This window comes from Ferrovibrio sp. (assembly GCF_046297595.1).
Taxonomy (GTDB): Bacteria; Pseudomonadota; Alphaproteobacteria; order Ferrovibrionales; family Ferrovibrionaceae; genus Ferrovibrio.
Window position 1 is genome coordinate 13,777 of sequence record NZ_JBKBHT010000010.1, and the last position, 16,649, is coordinate 30,425.

At 64.2% G+C, this 16,649-nt stretch carries 17 protein-coding genes; 13 read left to right on the plus strand and 4 right to left on the minus strand.

The window, feature by feature from the left end; all coding sequences use genetic code 11:
- The first annotated feature begins 26 nt into the window (after positions 1-26).
- Entirely contained in the window at positions 27-446 is a 420-nt protein-coding gene (rplQ, locus tag ACK4FJ_RS19230) for a 50S ribosomal protein L17 (protein ID WP_374304722.1), read from the plus strand.
- A 75-nt stretch (positions 447-521) separates the two neighbouring features.
- Here rplQ and ACK4FJ_RS19235 read toward each other — a convergent pair whose 3' ends face one another.
- The gene (locus ACK4FJ_RS19235) at positions 522-1,175 is read right to left on the minus strand and encodes a PAS domain-containing protein (protein WP_409768343.1); all 654 of its coding nucleotides are present in this window, start codon (positions 1,173-1,175) and stop codon (positions 522-524) included.
- Here ACK4FJ_RS19235 and ACK4FJ_RS19240 point away from each other — a divergent pair.
- The 5 genes from ACK4FJ_RS19240 (at position 1,090) to ACK4FJ_RS19260 (ending at position 6,660) form a co-directional block, all read left to right on the plus strand.
- Positions 1,090-2,520: a DegQ family serine endoprotease gene (locus ACK4FJ_RS19240; RefSeq protein WP_409768344.1), complete on the plus strand. Its 1,431-nt coding sequence runs from the start codon at positions 1,090-1,092 to the stop codon at positions 2,518-2,520. The genes ACK4FJ_RS19235 and ACK4FJ_RS19240 overlap by 86 nt on opposite strands.
- Entirely contained in the window at positions 2,517-3,845 is a 1,329-nt protein-coding gene (locus ACK4FJ_RS19245) for a replication-associated recombination protein A (RefSeq protein WP_409768345.1), read from the plus strand. The genes ACK4FJ_RS19240 and ACK4FJ_RS19245 overlap by 4 nt, the downstream gene beginning before the upstream one ends.
- A 79-nt stretch (positions 3,846-3,924) precedes the next feature.
- Positions 3,925-4,326 carry a hypothetical protein gene (locus ACK4FJ_RS19250; RefSeq protein ID WP_409768346.1) on the plus strand — a complete coding sequence of 134 codons (402 nt, stop codon included), beginning with the start codon at positions 3,925-3,927 and terminating at the stop codon, positions 4,324-4,326.
- 40 nt (positions 4,327-4,366) lie between these two features.
- A complete protein-coding gene (locus ACK4FJ_RS19255) occupies positions 4,367-5,350 on the plus strand; it encodes an RluA family pseudouridine synthase (protein ID WP_409768347.1) in 984 nt (327 codons plus the stop codon).
- On the plus strand, positions 5,338-6,660 hold the full coding sequence (locus ACK4FJ_RS19260; RefSeq protein ID WP_409768348.1) for a DUF3422 family protein: 1,323 nt from the start codon (positions 5,338-5,340) through the stop codon (positions 6,658-6,660). The genes ACK4FJ_RS19255 and ACK4FJ_RS19260 overlap by 13 nt, the downstream gene beginning before the upstream one ends.
- Here the strand turns inward: ACK4FJ_RS19260 and ACK4FJ_RS19265 are convergent.
- Positions 6,657-7,529 (minus strand): LysR family transcriptional regulator, encoded by an 873-nt coding sequence (locus ACK4FJ_RS19265; protein WP_409768349.1) that lies wholly within the window; start codon positions 7,527-7,529, stop codon positions 6,657-6,659. The two genes, ACK4FJ_RS19260 and ACK4FJ_RS19265, sit on opposite strands and share 4 nt — an antisense overlap.
- A 97-nt stretch (positions 7,530-7,626) precedes the next feature.
- Here ACK4FJ_RS19265 and ACK4FJ_RS19270 point away from each other — a divergent pair, with 97 nt between their 5' ends.
- Positions 7,627-8,247, plus strand: coding sequence for a cysteine hydrolase family protein (locus tag ACK4FJ_RS19270; RefSeq protein ID WP_409768350.1), 621 nt, complete (start codon positions 7,627-7,629; stop codon positions 8,245-8,247).
- Here ACK4FJ_RS19270 and ACK4FJ_RS19275 read toward each other — a convergent pair.
- Positions 8,222-9,031: a hypothetical protein gene (locus ACK4FJ_RS19275; RefSeq protein WP_409768351.1), complete on the minus strand. Its 810-nt coding sequence runs from the start codon at positions 9,029-9,031 to the stop codon at positions 8,222-8,224. The two genes, ACK4FJ_RS19270 and ACK4FJ_RS19275, sit on opposite strands and share 26 nt — an antisense overlap.
- Positions 9,032-9,035: 4 nt before the next feature.
- Positions 9,036-9,524: a preQ(1) synthase gene (gene queF, locus ACK4FJ_RS19280; RefSeq protein WP_409768352.1), complete on the minus strand. Its 489-nt coding sequence runs from the start codon at positions 9,522-9,524 to the stop codon at positions 9,036-9,038.
- A 95-nt stretch (positions 9,525-9,619) separates the two neighbouring features.
- On the opposite strand from queF, the gene ACK4FJ_RS19285 reads away from it, so the two are divergent.
- The 6 genes from ACK4FJ_RS19285 (at position 9,620) to ACK4FJ_RS19310 (ending at position 16,648) form a co-directional block, all read left to right on the plus strand.
- Complete coding sequence (locus ACK4FJ_RS19285; RefSeq protein WP_409768353.1) at positions 9,620-9,952, plus strand: hypothetical protein; 333 nt, start codon at positions 9,620-9,622, stop codon at positions 9,950-9,952.
- A gap of 109 nt (positions 9,953-10,061) precedes the next feature.
- Entirely contained in the window at positions 10,062-10,769 is a 708-nt protein-coding gene (locus ACK4FJ_RS19290; RefSeq protein WP_409768354.1) for an HAD-IA family hydrolase, read from the plus strand.
- On the plus strand, positions 10,757-12,835 hold the full coding sequence (locus ACK4FJ_RS19295; protein WP_409768355.1) for an AsmA family protein: 2,079 nt from the start codon (positions 10,757-10,759) through the stop codon (positions 12,833-12,835). Before ACK4FJ_RS19290 ends, ACK4FJ_RS19295 begins: the two co-directional genes overlap by 13 nt.
- Positions 12,836-12,857: 22 nt before the next feature.
- Positions 12,858-13,556 (plus strand): ATP12 family chaperone protein, encoded by a 699-nt coding sequence (locus ACK4FJ_RS19300; RefSeq protein WP_409768356.1) that lies wholly within the window; start codon positions 12,858-12,860, stop codon positions 13,554-13,556.
- Between the two features lie 130 nt (positions 13,557-13,686).
- On the plus strand, positions 13,687-14,922 hold the full coding sequence (locus tag ACK4FJ_RS19305; RefSeq protein ID WP_409768357.1) for a pentapeptide repeat-containing protein: 1,236 nt from the start codon (positions 13,687-13,689) through the stop codon (positions 14,920-14,922).
- A 193-nt stretch (positions 14,923-15,115) separates the two neighbouring features.
- Positions 15,116-16,648, plus strand: a complete 1,533-nt coding sequence (locus ACK4FJ_RS19310; protein ID WP_409768358.1) for an acyl-CoA carboxylase subunit beta — start codon at positions 15,116-15,118, stop codon at positions 16,646-16,648.
- Position 16,649: the final 1 nt, after the last annotated feature.

Genomic DNA, 16,649 nt, shown 5'->3' on the forward strand with positions numbered 1-16,649 from the left:
CCTAAAGAAGATCGAGGAGAGTAGTCATGCGTCACCGCAATGCCGGCCGCAAACTCAATAAGACCAGCGCCCACCGCCGCGCCATGTTCGGCAACATGGCTGCGTCGCTGATCAAGCACGAGCAGATTACCACGACGCTGCCGAAGGCCAAGGAGCTGAAGCCGCTGATCGACAAGTTGATCACGCTCGGCAAGCGCGGCGATCTGCATGCCCGTCGCCAGGCTCTGTCCTTCTTGCCGGAGAAGGCCGCGGTCGATAAGCTGTTCTCGACCCTGAACCAGCGCTACGCCAGCCGCAACGGCGGCTACAGTCGCGTGCTGAAGGCCGGTTTCCGTTACGGCGATGCTGCCCCGATGGCCGTGGTCGAGCTGGTTGATCGCGATCCGGCCGCCAAGGGCCTGGACTCGGGTCCGGTCCAGACGGCCGGCGAGGAAGCGGCGGCCTGATCGGCTGACGCATACGCATTCAAAGCGGCGGTCCGGTTTTCCGGGCCGCCGTTTTGCTTTTAAGACTAGGTTTGGTCAGTCGGGATATTCTGTCAGTTCGGCCTTGTCTGTGGGCGAGAAGATCACGCCGACCAGGATCATTTCCACCTTGTCCCGCCCCAGTGGCAGGATCAGGGATTGATGATCCATCGGCTGGTCGCCGACCAGGCCGCGTCGGCGGATCAGGGCCGGCTCGCCATTCTCCATCACGCCCCTGTAGACGTCGCGGACACGGGCGGCGAATTCCGGCCAGGGATGCTGGTCGTTGTATTTCCCGGTCATGTCGAAACCTTGCCGGCGGGCGATCTCGCTGCCGAACAGACGATAGCGGAAACGCAGTGGCTCGGGTTCGATATCGATCAGGATAAGGCTGCCAAGGATGAATTTCAGGTCGAGCGGGTCGATATCCTCCCGCACTGGAAAACGCCTTTCCGCGCGCCTGCCATCCCAGTAGGCGTATAGCTGCAGCAGAAGCGGCTGGTTAAGCTCGGAAAGGCCGGTTGGTCTACCCATCATGCTGTCATTAATCCAGCCGGATGGTGAATGGGGTCTTAAAGCGGCCCCGCCCATTGAAAACCTTTCGGAAACATCCTTATTAAAAAGCATGTCCCGACAGCCTTTCCCCCACCGCATATTCCTGGCCATCGCCAGCATGCTGGCCCTGTTGCTGCCTGCCTTGGCCCCGGCCATGGCTTCGGCGCAGGCGCGCCTGCCAGCCAGCCGCAGCGAAATCCAGCTCAGCTTTGCCCCCCTGGTGCAGCGGGCCGCGCCGGCCGTGGTGAACGTCTACACCCGCCGGGTCGAGAAAGTGCAGCGGCCGCCGCTGTTCGACGATCCGTTCTTCCGGCATTTCTTCGGCAACCAGATGCCGTTCGGCGAGCCGCGCGAACGCATCGCCCAGTCGTTGGGGTCCGGCGTGATCGTCGAGGCCGATGGCGTAATCGTCACCAACAACCATGTGATCGAGGGCGCCACCGAAATCGTGGTGGCACTCGCTGACCGACGGGAATTCGAGGCCCGGGTGATCGCTGCCGATCCGCGCGTCGACCTAGCGGTGCTGCGGATCGATACGCGCGGCGAAAACCTGCCTTTCCTTGAGTTCAGGGATTCCGATGAACTGCAGGTCGGCGATCTCGTGGTCGCGATTGGCAACCCCTTCGGCGTCGGACAGACCGTGACCCAGGGCATAGTCTCGGCTCTTGGCCGCACGGGCATCGGCGATGCCGATGCGCAGTCCTTTATCCAGACTGATGCCGCGATCAATCCGGGCAATTCCGGCGGCGCGCTGGTGACTATGGATGGCAAGCTTGCCGGCGTGAACACCGCGATCTATTCGCGCTCCGGCGGTTCGATCGGCATTGGTTTCGCAATCCCCGCCAACCTGGTTGCCTCCACTGTATCGAGCGCGCTGGCTGGGAAGGGGATCAAGCGGCCGTGGCTTGGCGCCAGTGGCGAACCGGTGACATCGGAAATCGCTGCCGGTCTCGGCATGGCGCGGCCGGATGGTGTGCTGATCGGTGAAGTCTATCGCGGCGGCCCGGCCGACCGTGGCGGATTGCGTACCGGCGACGTGGTACTGGCGGTCGACGGCCGACCCGTGAGTGATCCGCAGGCCCTGAAATTCCGCATCTCCACGCGCAAGCTGGGCGAGGTTGCAACGCTTGATGTACTGCGCCGTGGCCAGCGCGTGGCTTTGCAAATGAACATGGTCGAAGCGCCGGAAACACCGCCGCGCGACATTACCCAGCTTTCGGGCAACCAGCCCTTGGCCGGTGCCACGGTTGCCAACCTCTCGCCGGCGCTGGCCGTTGAACTTGGTTTTGATACGCTGGAGCAAGGCGTCATCGTCATGAATGTGGCCCAGGGTTCCACTGCCTATCGCCTGCGGGTGAGGCCCGGCGATGTGGTGGTCAAGATCAACAACCGTGATATTGCGGATGTGCGTAGTCTACAAAGCCAGTTGCGCGGCACAGATCAGTGGACCGTGGTGCTGAAGCGCGGCAAGCAGCTGCTGACGTTCAGCGTGCGGGCATGAGCGCCGGCGGCGACAATCTTTTCGCAGCCGCCGGCCTGGAAACGGTGCCGGCCGGCCCGCTTGCCGATAGGTTGCGGCCGAAAAGCCTGGATGAGATCATCGGTCAGGATCATCTGCTGAAAGGCGAGGGACCATTGGCCCGCATGGTGCAGGCCAAGAAACTGGCCAGCCTGATCCTCTGGGGGCCGCCGGGCACCGGCAAGACCTCGATTGCCCGCCTGCTGGCTGACGCCACCGGCCTGGTCTTCGCGCCGCTTTCGGCGGTGTTCTCCGGTGTGGCCGACCTGCGCAAGGTGTTCGACGAGGCGCGCAAGCGCCGCGCCACGGGGCAGACGACACTGCTGTTCGTGGATGAAATCCACCGCTTCAACCGGGCGCAACAGGACGGCTTCCTGCCTTATGTCGAGGACGGCACCGTGGTGCTGGTTGGCGCGACCACGGAGAACCCGAGCTTCGCACTGAATTCCGCGCTGCTGTCGCGCGCCTCCGTCGTGGTGTTGCACCGCCTGGACGATGCGGCCCTTGAGGCATTGCTGCAGCGGGCGGAAGCGATCGAGAACCGGGCATTGCCGCTTGATCAGGATGCCCGCGCTGCCCTGCGCGCCATGGCCGATGGCGATGGCCGCTATCTGCTCAACATGGCCGAGCAGATTTACACCCTGCCGGCCGGGACTGTTCCGCTGGATCCCGAGCGGCTGGCCGAGACCCTGCAGAAGCGGGCGCCGCTTTACGACAAGACCCAGGACGAGCATTACAACCTGATCTCCGCCCTGCACAAATCCATGCGCGGATCCGATGTCGATGCCGCGCTGTACTGGATGGCGCGCATGCTGGTCGGCGGGGAAGACCCGTTATACATCTGCCGCCGCATCGTGCGTTTCGCGGCAGAGGATGTGGGGATGGCCGACCCGAATGCCCTGCTGCAGGCGCTGGCGGCCAAGGAGATGTATGATTTCCTCGGTTCGCCGGAAGGTGAACTCGGCCTGGTGCAGGCGGTGATCTACCTGGCGACTGCGCCGAAATCCAATGCCGCCTACAAGGCCGAAAGCAGGGCAAAGCGCGCTGCTCGCGAACATGGCTCGCTGATGCCGCCGATGCATATCCTGAACGCGCCGACCAAGATGATGAAGGAACTTGGCTTCAGCAGCGGTTACGCCTATGACCACGACGCCGAGGGAGGCTTCTCGGGCCAGAACTACTTCCCTGAAGGGATGGAGCGCCAGGCTTTCTACCGTCCGGTCGAACGCGGCTTCGAGCGCGAGATTCTGAAGCGGCTCGATTACTGGCAGAAGCTGCGCGCTAAGCGTCAGGCTGATGATAAATAGGCGGAAATCCGCCAATATAAACGTTAACCAAGCCGCCCCTGCTGTGCCGCCGCGCTAATTCCTATATAATGTAAAAATAATGGCATCTCGACGCGAAAGCTTGGTGGAGCGGTTTTCTGTGCTGCAGCGGTTCAGCATCCTTGGTGGACTGGCTCTCGCCCTTCTGATTGTGGCGGGCCTCTACACCTATATGATCGGACCCGGCCGCGAGAAGCCGTTCTATACGCCAGGCAACATCCCAAGCCGCGAGGATTGCTTCTATCGCAAGCTCGCACAGTTCCAGAATGTCACCCGCCAGATCATCTTCCAGGTGGCGCAGGATTGTGAACTTGAGGTGCAGTCGCTGGAAGGCCACGAGCAGATGCGGCAGGAATGGATCGACCGTCAGGCCCAGAAAGCCCGCGAGCGTGCCGCGCAGCCCCTCGAAGCGGCGCCAGAAGAGCCTAAAGAGCTTGACCGCGTGCGCCGCGTGTGGCGGTAAGTATTTCGTTTCCTGATTTTTCCTCTTTTCGAGTAGCACCATGTCCCAGGTTTCCACCCGCACCGTCAGCGACGGCGAGGCAGATCTTCGCCTCGACCGCTGGTTCAAGCGTCATTATCCATGGCTTGGCCATGCCAAGCTGGAAAAGCTACTGCGCACGGGGCAGGTCAGGGTCGATGGCGGCCGCGCCAAGGCATCCACGCGGCTGGAGGCCGGGCAGGCGATCCGGATTCCGCCGCTGGGCGAACCGCCCAAGGATGACGATAAGCCGCGTGAACCCAGGCCGGCCAAGGCCAGCCCGGAACGCATCGCCGAACTGGAAGCCGCCATCCTGCACCGCGATGATTCCGTGCTTGTGATCAACAAGCCGCCTGGCCTTGCCACCCAGGGCGGCACCGGGCAGAGCGAGCATCTGGACGGCCTGCTGGGATATCTGAAATTCGGCGCGGCCGAGCGTCCGCGCCTGGTGCATCGCCTCGACAAGGACACGTCCGGCGTGTTGCTGCTGGCGCGCACGGCATCGGCGGCGGCGAAACTGGCCAATGCACTCAAGACGCGGGAAGCGCATAAGCTCTACTGGGCGCTGGTGATGGGTGTACCCGAGCATCGCCAGGGCAAAATCCAGCTCGCGCTGTCGAAGCTGCCCGGTGCCGCCGGCGAACGCATGGTGGCTGACGAAGATGACGGCAAGAACGCAGTCACGCTCTATCGCACCGTCGATACAGCCGGCCGACGGGCCGCATGGCTGGCGATGGCGCCTCTGACCGGCCGTACACACCAGCTCCGCGTCCATGCCGCAGCCATGGGTACGCCGATCGTCGGCGATGGCAAATACGGTGGCGCCGAGGCCTATCTGACCGGTGGCGTCAGCCGCAAGCTGCATCTGCATGCGCGCGCCATCCGGCTGCCGCATCCCGATGGCGGCTTCCTGCAGGTGCGTGCGCCGCTGCCGCAGCATATGCAGGCGACCTGGGATTTCCTGGGGCTTGAGATCGACAAAGAGGCGGATGAATGGCTGGAATAGGGCCATTGTTGCCCGAGGGCCTGCGCAACCGGGCCCATCCTCTGCGGCCCGCGCTGGCCGGAGAGGTCCATGCACGGCCGCCACTGCCGCTGGCCGCGCCGGCGCGGGTTCTGCATCTCGGCCTTCTGCTCGATGCCGGCGAGGGGACTGCCGAGCACGAGCAACTGGTCGCGTTGTGCCGGCATGCCGGGCAGGACGAGCCGTCGCGCGGCGCGAAGCATGTGGCAATCCCGCTCAGTGCCGATGCCCACCTGATCTGGGAAAAACGCACCGAGTTCTCGACCTACACCCTTTACCTGCGCCGCCAGGCCGGTGCCGCGCTGGATGACAGGGCTGTGGCCCTGCCGCTGCCGCCGGGCTGGCTGGATACGCTGCCCGGCAAGCTCATGGTCAGCGCCGATGTGACTCTGCTGGCATCTCATGAACCCGAACCGGACGAAGCGCTGCTGCAACGCCTGTTCGATGGCCCGACCCTGGTGGCCAGCCACATTGCCAGCAACCACGCTACGGTCTGGACGGACTTCTTCCTCGGTGCCGACGATACCGTGCGCTTCCTGGTGCATGATCGTGGCCTGAGCGATGCCCAGCGCGGTCGCGCAGTGATGCGCCTGCTGGAAATCGAGACCTATCGCATGATGGCCCTGCTGGCCCTGCCGCTGGCCCAGCAGGTGGCGCCGCGCATCACCCAGCTTGAACATGGCCTGGCCGCCTTGGCCGGACGCATGGTCGACGTCGCCCATGAAAGCGAACAGACGCTGCTGCGCGAGATCGCCGGCCTAGCTGCCGAGGTCGAAACGCTGGCGGTGGAGACACCGTATCGCTTCGGTGCCGCACGAGCCTATCATGCCCTGGTCGAGCGCCGCATCGCCGAGTTGCGCGAGGCCCGCATCGAAGGGTTGCCGACCATCGGTGAGTTCATGGAGCGCCGCCTGTCGCCGGCCATGCGGACCTGCATCACCATGGCCGAACGCATCGAGGGCCTGTCGCGCCGTGCCACCCGCATGGCCAATCTGCTGCGCACCCGTGTCGACGTTTCGTTGGAGCGGCAGAATGTCGAGTTGCTCGATGCGATGAACCGGCGCTCGCACATGCAACTGCGTCTGCAGGAAACCGTTGAGGGGCTGTCGGTTGCCGCGATCACCTATTATTTCGTCGGGCTGGTCGGTTATGGCGCCCAGGCGCTGCATGCCATGGGACTGCCAGTGAACAAGGAAATCTCCATCGGCATCGCCATCCCCATCGTGGCGGGTGTGGTCTGGTGGGGACTGCGGCGCTTTCGCCGATCACTACAGAAAGACGGCCTGCACTAGGCCGGCTGGCGAAGCAGCGCGCGGACCGCAGTGCCCAGGAAATCCGCTACGACCCGCACCCGTGGCGTCTTACGCAGGTCGCGATGCAGCACCAGCCATAATTCGCGCGTTACAGGCGGCCGTCCGGGTTCGGCGGCAAGGTCGGTGAATTGCCGGCCGATGAATTCCGGCAGCAGGATGCCGCAGGCGCCGGCCCGGGCGGCGGACAGCAGCGGCAGCATGCTGTTGCTGCGGATCACCGGGTCTAGGGCCTTCTGTTTCGTCAGCCACTTCGTTTCCGGCAAATCGGCCAGGCTTTCATCGAAGGCGGCAACGGCGGTGCTGTTGGCGGCAAGGGGGTTGCGATATAGCCGGTAAGGCACGCTGCCGAGCCGGCTGGCATATAGCTCGCCGCTCTGTGGTCGTGCCCAGCGGATCGCGATATCGGCCTCGCGCCGGGCGAGGCTGAGCGAGCGGTGCTCGACGGCGATTTCGATCTGCAGATCGGGCCAGCGTTGTCGCAGGATGGCCAGTTGCGGCGCGATGCAATGGCTGGCGATGCCCTCGGTGCAGGTGACGCGCACATTGCCCTCGACCCGTTGCCCGCGCCCCGCATCGACCATGCGGCCCAGGCGCAACAGCGGCGCCTCCACCTGTGCGGCGGCCTGCAGAACGGGCAGGGCTTGGGCCGTGGGGCGGTATCCCCGGGCCCGGCGTTCGAACAGCAGGATACCCAGCTTGGCCTCCAATGCGGCAATACGCCGGGCTACCGTGGCGTGGTTCACCTTCAGCACACGGGCGGTGGCCGACAGGCTGCCATGACGCGCCAATGCCAGGGCGTAGCGCAGGTCGTTCCAGTCGATCTCATCTGTGCGTTTTTGAACAGGCATTGCGCAATCTTACGGAATTCGCACAGAGGCGGCCAGCCGCTAAATCAGGGCATGGCCACGCAGCCGATGCGCGGCCGGTAGCATAAGGACCCAGATCATGACCCGTCCCAAGACTTTGCTGGAGATGGCCGGCGTCGCCGGCCAGCCGATCCTGTGGCAGAACGCGACCCTGCTGCTGATCGACCACCAGGTGGAATACACCGCTACGGGCGGCCTGCCGCTGACCGGCATCGATGCTGCTGTGGCTGAAATCGGCCGCCTGCTGGCTGCGGCCCGGGCTGCCGGGGCTCCCGTGGTGCATGTGCGGCATCATGGCCGTCCGGGCGGAGCATTGTTCAACCCGGAAAGCCCGAAGGCAGATTTCATTTCAGCGATCCGGCCGCTGGAAAACGAGGCGGTAGTGACCAAGGGGCTGCCGAATTCCTTTGCCAATACCGATCTGGACAGCGTGCTGCGTGGTCTGGGCCGCAAGGAACTAATCATCGCCGGCTTCCAGAGCCATATGTGCGTCAGTGCCACGGCGCGCAGCGCGCTGGATCACGGCTATCGTGGGGTCGTGGTGGCCGAAGCCTGCGCTACCCGCGATCTGCCGGATCCGACCGGCAGCGGTGTTGTTTCGGCAACGGAATTGCACCGCGTCAGCATGACGGCGCTGAACGACCGTTTTGCCGTGGTGGTGCGCGACGCCTCGGCTATTTCGGCGCGGGCAGCGGCGTAGCGTTCACACCGCGACGCGGGGCGGCATCGGCGGGCGGCACCGGCTGAACCGGTCCGCCGGTTTCTGAAGGCCGCTGCCGCGTGCGCCGGTCGGCCGGTAGGGTTTCCCAGACCGCATTTGCTTCGGCCAGTGTCAGGTTGCGATCGCCTGGCCGGCAGGTGCGGCTGCGATAGAGCAGGCTGCGGGTGGGAAAGAAGCACCAGGAGGCCTCGGCCAGCTGCGCGCGTTGCAAAAGCTCGGCTTCCTCTGAATTGATCCAGCGGCTGCCGGATGGGCAGGCCGGTGCCTCGAACACGTTGCCCGTACTGTCGTTGTAGCACAGGGCATAGACGCCATCGCCAACGCGGGCCTCATTGCTGCCATAGGGCGTACCGGAATAGGCGCTTGGCCCCGATGGCGGGGTATTGCTCTGCGGCACCGATCCGGCCCTGGCCGGAGCGACGTTGCGCGACGGCGCCGGTGCGATTTCCGGTGCGCCACGTCCAGCAACCGGCGCACGCGATGTGGTGAACTGCCGCTCGGCCTGTTCCATGCCAATGGCGGCATAGCCCGGTGCGCAGCGGCCGGTCTGACTGGTATAAAGCAGGCCGGTTTCACTGTTGAAGCATGGCACACCGCTTGCCGTTGCCGTGACCTCTTCCGCCGAAGTGTTGCGGTTCGGGCGATTGTCGCTGCCGGCCCAGCTGCGATAGAGGCTGCGATTCAGATCGCGCACGCTGTTTTCCATGCCGCTGCAGGCCATCAGGCCCGCCATCAGCATGAGGATCAGCGCGACGCGGGTCATGGATTCAGCCGCGGCCGCGATAGGACGCGACGCCCTGGTCTGGTAGCCAAAGCCCGGCTGGCGGTTTGCCGGTCTGGTAGAACACATCGATGGGCATGCCGCCGCGCGGATACCAGTAGCCGCCGATGCGCAGCCAGCGCGGTTTCATCGCCTGCACCAGGCGCTTGGCGATACTCACGGTGCAATCCTCATGAAAGGCGCCGTGGTTGCGGAAGCTGTTGAGGAAGAGCTTCAGCGATTTGGATTCCACGATGCTGCGGTTCGGCACGTAGTCGATCACCAGATGGGCAAAATCCGGCTGGCCGGTCATCGGGCACAGGCTGGTGAACTCCGGCTGCACGAAACGGATCAGATAGAGCGTGCCGGGCTGGGGATTGGGCACGGTTTCCAGTTTCGCTTCATCCGGGCTGCCGGGTTGATCTGCGGCCTGGCCGAGCTGGGTGAGCTGCGGATAATGACGGGTGGACGAGGGGGGGGTCTTGCGCTTTGCCATGGCCCTGTTTTGCCACAACAATACCTTTATTGCATCCCCGTGCCGCCATGATCGGGCTGCCAGCTCTTGGGGTCCGGAATGCCAAGGAGGCCGATATGACGCTTCGCCAGAAACCGTTCATCACCAACTTTGCTGTCGCCGCTTTTGCCGGCGTCCTGTCACTGGGCGTTGGCGCCGCCCAGGCGCAGCAGTCCCAGGCTCCGGCCCAGCCTGCTGTCCCGGCCCAGCCGGGTGCGAGCGCCACCCCGGCAACTCCCGCTACTCAGGGACAGGCCGGTCAGGCTCGCGCTGACGCGAAGAAGGCTGAAAAGAAGGCCGACGAGAAAAAGGCCGATGCCAGGAAGGCCGAGAAGAAAGCTGACCAGCAGAAGGCTGACGAAAATAAGGCCGACCGGAAAGCCAAGGATAGCCGGAAAACCATCAACTGAGCGCTATGACGGCCTGTGAAAGCCCCTGCGACGAGTGGGGCTTTTTTTGTCGGTTTTTCGGGCTACGTGTGCGGTTGAGGGAATTGCCCGGGCATGCGATTTTTTAACGATGGAAAACCCAACCGCTGATTTTGAACCACCCCGACTGGTGATCTTCGACTGCGATGGCACTCTGGTCGACAGCCAGCACCATATCGTCGCGGCCATGCATTCCGCATTTGGCGCCCATGGTTTGGTTCTGCCCGAGGCCGAACGGGTTCGCCGCACTGTAGGCCTGCCTCTGGCCACGGCCATTGAAAGTCTGCTGCCGGTGGGCGGACCGAGCCTAGCGGCGGTCGTCGAATCCTACAAACAGGCGGCGATTGCCCAGCGCTTGGTGCCCGATCACTGCGAACCCTTGTTTCCAGGCTTGGTCGAGACATTGGATCGCCTCGAGACAGCCGGTTTCCTGCTGGGCATTGCTACCGGCAAGGCACGGCGGGGTCTCGATTTCACCCTGGCAACCCATAACCTCGTCGGTCGTTTTGTTACCCTGCAGACCAACGACGTGGTTGCAGCCGGCAAGCCCGCTCCCGATATGGTTTTGCAGGCTATGGCCGAAACCGGAGCGGTGCCGGTTTCCACCGTGGTGGTGGGAGACACCACCTACGATATCGAAATGGCCCGCAATGCGGGGGTTCCGGCCATCGGCGTGGCATGGGGCTATCATGACGAGGATGTGCTTTGGAAAGCCGGGGCATCACATATAATCAATGGCTTCCATGAGCTTCCTGATCTGGTGAACAAAATGATGGGAGGTGCCATATGCGCGCGTTGAAATGGGGGCTGGGCATCCTGGCCGTTCTGATCGCCGCTGTTGTCATTGCGGTGCTGACCGTCGATGTGAACCGCTTCAAGCCCGAAATTGTGGCTGCCGTGGAAAACGCCACCGACCGCAAGCTGGACATCGCCCAGGACATGAAGCTGAGCCTCTGGCCGCTGGGGGTCAGCGTGAAGCAGGTGAGTTTCTCCAACGCCGCCTGGGGCAGCCGGCCGCAGATGGCCACCGTCGGGGAATTTACCGCCCAGGTCGACCTGTTTGCCCTGATCGGCCAGCAGGTCAAGATCGATAGGCTGGTCCTGGCTGATGTCGATCTGCTGCTGGAGAAGAACCGTCAGGGACAGGCCAACTGGGAGTTCCAGTCGGCACAACCCCCTGCGCCTGCCAGCACCCCGGCGCAATCGGCCAGCGACTCTAAAGTAAATGGTATCAGTGGGCTGCCTGTCATATCGGATGTATCACTCAAGAATGTGAAGCTGGCTTACCGCGATGCCCAGAGCGGCGCCAGCAACGACGTGAATCTCAGCGAACTGTCGGTGAAACAGGCGTCGGGCGGCCTGCTGGCCACGCGGCTGGCCGCCGTGGTCGATTGCAATGAAATCAAGGCCGAGGGCACGCTGGGCAGCCTGGACGACCTGATGACCCAGGCACGGCCCTGGCCCATCAAGATTGCGATCACCGTGCCGGGCGCCAAGGCCAATATCGATGGCAGTATCGCACGGCCGATGGAGGCCAGGGGGCTGGCGCTGAAAATCGCAGCCGATATCCCCGACCTCGCCGCCGTGGCGAGCCGGTTCGGAGCGGCGGCACCGGCCGTACCGGTCAGCCTGCAGGCTGACCTGAAGGACCCCGGGCCGCAGCGCTACAGCCTGTCTGGGATCACGGCCAGGCTGGGCGACAGTGACCTGGCTGGCAGCGGCGAGATCAATCTGGCCGGGGCCCGGCCGTCGGTGAAGTTCGACCTCGCCTCGAAAAGCCTCGATGTGACCAAGCTGATCCCGAATGACGGCGGCGGTGGGTCGGCGGGGCCCGGCGCCAGCAGCGCTTCGCCGTCCCCGGCGACGAAATCCGGCGCCAAGTCCGACGGCCGCCTGTTCAGCAGCGATCCCTTGCCGTTGGATGGTCTGAATGCGGTGGATGCGGTGCTCGCCTATAAGGCGGAGCGGTTCATCGCCCCCAGCCTCGACGTGCAGGGCCTCGCGCTGAATCTGGTGCTCAAGGACGGCGTACTGCAGGCCAAGCCAGCCATCCAGCAGTTGGCCGGCGGCAGCCTCGGCGGCGATGTGACGCTGAATGGCGAGGCCAAGACGCTGGTGGCCAAGCTGGACGGCAAAGGCATCGTGCTCAGCGATTATCTGCAGAAAGCCGATATCACCGATGTGGTGCGACGCGGCGGCGCGACCGATCTGGCCGTGGATGTCACCAGCCAGGGCGCCAGCCTGCGTCAGATCATGGCTGGCCTGAATGGCAAGGTTGTCATCAAGGTGGGCGAGGGCGAGTTGAAAGAGGAATATGTGCGCGCCACGCTGCCGCGACTGGCCGATGCCGTGAGCATCCTCAATCGCGCGACGGCCAAGACCAAGCTGCATTGTGTCGTGACCGGGCTGGATATCAAGAATGGTGTGGTGACGCCCAAAGCATTGCTGGCGGAAACCGGAAGTCTGACGATCACTGGCGACGGAACCGTGAATCTCGGCACGGAACAACTCGACCTGCGCCTCATACCGTCTTCGCGCGACACCGGCCTCGCCGCAGCGCTGCCGCCTGTGCGCGTGCGCGGCATGCTGCTCGATCCCAGTTTCGCGCCCGACCCGGCAGCCCTGGCGAAAAGCGTGATCGGCACTGCCGCGGGCATAGCAGCATTAGGGCCGCTGGCGCTGCTGTCGCCGGCCCTAGGGTCGGGCGGCGACGATGCGCAGACCGCCTGCGCCAAGGCCGTGGCCCTGGCGGAGGGACGCCAGGTGCCGCAATCCTCGACGCAGCCGACCCCCCAGCAGCAGCGGCAGGCGCCGAACCCGCTGGAAGACCTGCGCAAGGGACTGGGTGGATTGCTGGGGCGCTGATGGCCGGCTATAAGCCGGCCCCATGAAGCGGTTCTACAAGCAGGTTACGACGGAAAGGCAGCCCGACGGCTCGGTCATCGTGCTGCTCGATGGCCGCCGGCTGAAAACGCCAGCTAAGGCGGACTTTGTCCTGCCGGGGCTGGCATTGGCCGAGGCGGTAGCGGCGGAATGGGCCGCCCAGGGCAGCGAGATCAAGCCGCACGAGATGCCGCTGACTCGTCTGGCGGCGACCGCTATCGATCGCGTGCAGCAGGCTCCAGGGCATGCGGCAGGCGAGATTGTGCGCTATGGCGACACAGACCTGCTGGCCTATCGTGCCGAGGAGCCGCCGGAACTCGCTGCCCGCCAGGCACAGGAATGGCAGCCGCTGCTGGACTGGTTCCGCGAGCGTTACGACGTGCAGATCGCCGTCACCAGTGGCATCGTCGCCATTCCGCAGCCGGCCGATCTGCGGCCTCGGCTCAACCGCATCTGCGAAGCACTGGATGCTTTCCGGCTGACCGCCCTGCATGCAGCCACCTCGGCCACCGGCTCGGTGGTGCTGGGGCTGGCGCTGCTGGAAGGCGCGATTGATGCGGTCACGGCTTATCGACTCGGGCTGCTCGATGAATTGTTTCAGACGGAACGCTGGGGCGAGGACGAGGAAGCGGCTGCGCGCCGGGCGGCATTACGGGCAGATCTGGACTCAGTTCAGCGTTTTCTCGCTTTACTGAACGCTTGAGGTTGTTTCCACCCTTCATGGATGCAGGGATTCTGCAATTCGCCTGCAACCTCTCCTACCGTACTTATCGTTGATTCGATATAATCCAAACTCGCTGAGGCAATGTCGGCCATCGGGGGGGGGCCGGGGCGTGGCAGGTTCCGATTTATCGCAGCGCCAGCGGCCCAAGGTCGGCTATGGCGAGTTGCTGGCGACCATCGCCGACCATGAGAAATACCGCCAGCGCCTGCCTGGCGGTCGACGGGCGATCTTTCAGTTCCGCGATCTTTCACATCTGACCATGGCTGGCGTCGACCTGGCCGGTGCGGATTTCACCGGCTGCAACCTCCAGTCGGTTAACCTTGCCGACACCAATCTGAGCAATGCCGTACTGTATGGCGCCGATCTGCGCGGTGCCGCGATGCAGGGCGCCCGGCTCGACCGTGCCGATCTGCGCGGCGCTTCGCTGCGCGGTGCGGACCTGACCGGCGCGCGGCTCCAGGATGCCGACATGCGTGATGGCGTGATCGCCGAACGTGACCAGAGCGGCCGCGTGCAGCTGCGCAAACCGGATCACGAGGCGGTCGATCTGGGTGGTGCGCGGCTGGTGGCTGCCGATCTCACCGGTGCCAATCTCACCGGCATCACGGCCGGCCGCACCGACTTCACCGATGCCATCATGGTCAACTGCCAGCTTACCCGCGCGAATCTCGCTGCTGCCCGGCTGGAGGGCGCCAACCTTTCAGGGGCCGACTTATCCGGGGCCAATCTGAAAGACGCGCAGTTGCGTGGTGCCGTGCTGGTCGGCGTCAATCTCGACAATGCCGTCATGGCCGGTGCCGATACCAGCAACGTGCTGGACGACAAGCCGCATGGCCGACCGCTGGCCGAACTGGGTGTGCCGATCGAGGAGGCATTTCGTCTCTACAGGCTCTGGGTCGAGACCGGCGGTTCCAAGGGCCGGCTGTTCGACTTCAGCCGGCTCGATCTGCGCCAGATCGGGCCGCGTCCGGGCATCGTGCTGACCGGCGCCGCACTGGATGGCGCTATCCTGCAGGGCCTGAATCTTGAGCGTGCCTTGCTGCAGGGGGCTAAGCTGCAGGATGCCGACCTGCGCGACTGCAATCTCTCGGGCGCCGATCTTCGCGGTGCCAACCTGACCGGCGCCATGCTGGTGCGGGCCGATCTGCGGGATGCCGACCTGCGTCCGCTGGTGCTGGGCGCGGATCGGTCGTTTCCGGCGAACCTGACCCGCAGCCAGTTGCGCAGCGCCGACCTGCGCGGTGCCAGGCTGCGGCTGGCCTGGCTGGACGAGGCGGATATGAGCCGCGCCCTGCTGGACGGTGCAGACCTTTCGGAAGCGCGCCTGCCGCAACGGCAGAACTGATCTCGGCTGATATATCAGACGCGATAAGATACTCTGATCGCTGATTCTTTTGCAGTGCAGCGCCGGCTATTTTGCCCCGGCCTGCGATATGCTATGCAGCCCGTCGCAATTGTCACAGCCATGTCATGTGCTGGCCGGGCGGGTTCCGTCCCGGAGAATATCTCTTGGGAGGCCCGGTCAACGGGGGAGTTGCATGCAGGACATCATCCGTCAGCTTGAGGAAAAACGCGCGCAGGCCCGCGAGGGCGGCGGCAGTAAGCGTATCGAGGCGCAGCATGCCAAGGGCAAGCTGACCGCGCGCGAGCGGCTGGAACTGCTGCTCGATCCCGGCTCCTTCGAGGAGTGGGACATGTTCGTCGAGCATGACTGCACCGATTTCGGCATGGCCGAACAGAAGGTGGCGGGCGATGGCGTGGTAACCGGCTACGGCACCATCAACGGCCGTCCGGTTTTTGTGTTCAGCCAGGATTTTACTGTGTTCGGTGGATCGCTGTCGGCCAGCCATGCCGGCAAGATCTGCAAGGTCATGGACATGGCAATGAAGGCCGGCGCCCCGGTGATCGGCCTGAACGATTCCGGCGGCGCGCGCATCCAGGAAGGCGTCGACAGCCTTGCCGGTTACGCCGAGGTGTTCCAGCGCAACGTGCTGGCCTCGGGTGTGGTGCCGCAGATTTCCGTCATCATGGGCCCCTGCGCCGGCGGTGCGGTCTACAGCCCGGCGATGACCGACTTCATCTTCATGGTGAAGGACAGCAGCTACATGTTCGTCACCGGCCCTGATGTGGTGAAGACGGTGACTCAGGAAGTGGTGACGCAGGAACAACTCGGCGGCGCCGTCACGCATACCACCAAATCCTCGGTGGCTGACAATGCCTATGAGAATGACGTCGAGGCGCTAGCGCAGACCCGCCGGCTGTTCGATTTCCTGCCACTGAACAACCGCGAGAAATCGCCGGTTCGGGAAAGCTGGGATCCGATCAATCGCCAGGAAGCCTCGCTCGATACCCTGGTGCCGCCGAACCCGAACAAGCCCTACGACATGAAGGAACTGATCGAGAAGGTGGTCGACGAGGGCGACTTCTTCGAGATCCAGCCGAACTACGCCAGGAACATCATCACCGGCATGGCCCGCATCGGCGGCCAGACCGTGGGCATCGTCGCTAACCAGCCGATGGTGCTGGCCGGTTGCCTGGACATCGATTCAAGCCGCAAGGGCGCGCGTTTCGTGCGCTTCTGCGACTGCTACGACATCCCGATCGTCACCTTCGTCGATGTGCCCGGCTTCCTGCCCGGCACCGCGCAGGAATATGGCGGCATCATCAAGCACGGCGCCAAGCTGCTGTTCGCCTATGCCGAGGCCACCACGCCGAAGGTGACCGTGATCACCCGCAAGGCCTATGGTGGTGCTTACGACGTGATGTCGTCCAAGCATCTGCGCGGCGACGTGAACTATGCCTGGCCCTCGGCCGAGATCGCGGTGATGGGCCCGAAGGGCGCGGTGGAGATCATCTTCCGCAGCGAGATCGGCGATGCTGACAAGATCGCCGCCCGCACCGAGGAATATCGCCAGAAATTCGCCAATCCCTTCGTCGCCGGCCACCGCGGCTTCATCGACGATGTGATCATGCCGCATAACACGCGCTACCGGATTGCCCGCTCGCTCGCCATGCTGCGAGACAAGAAGCTGGAGAATCCGTGGAAGAAGCACGACAACATTCCGCTGTAAG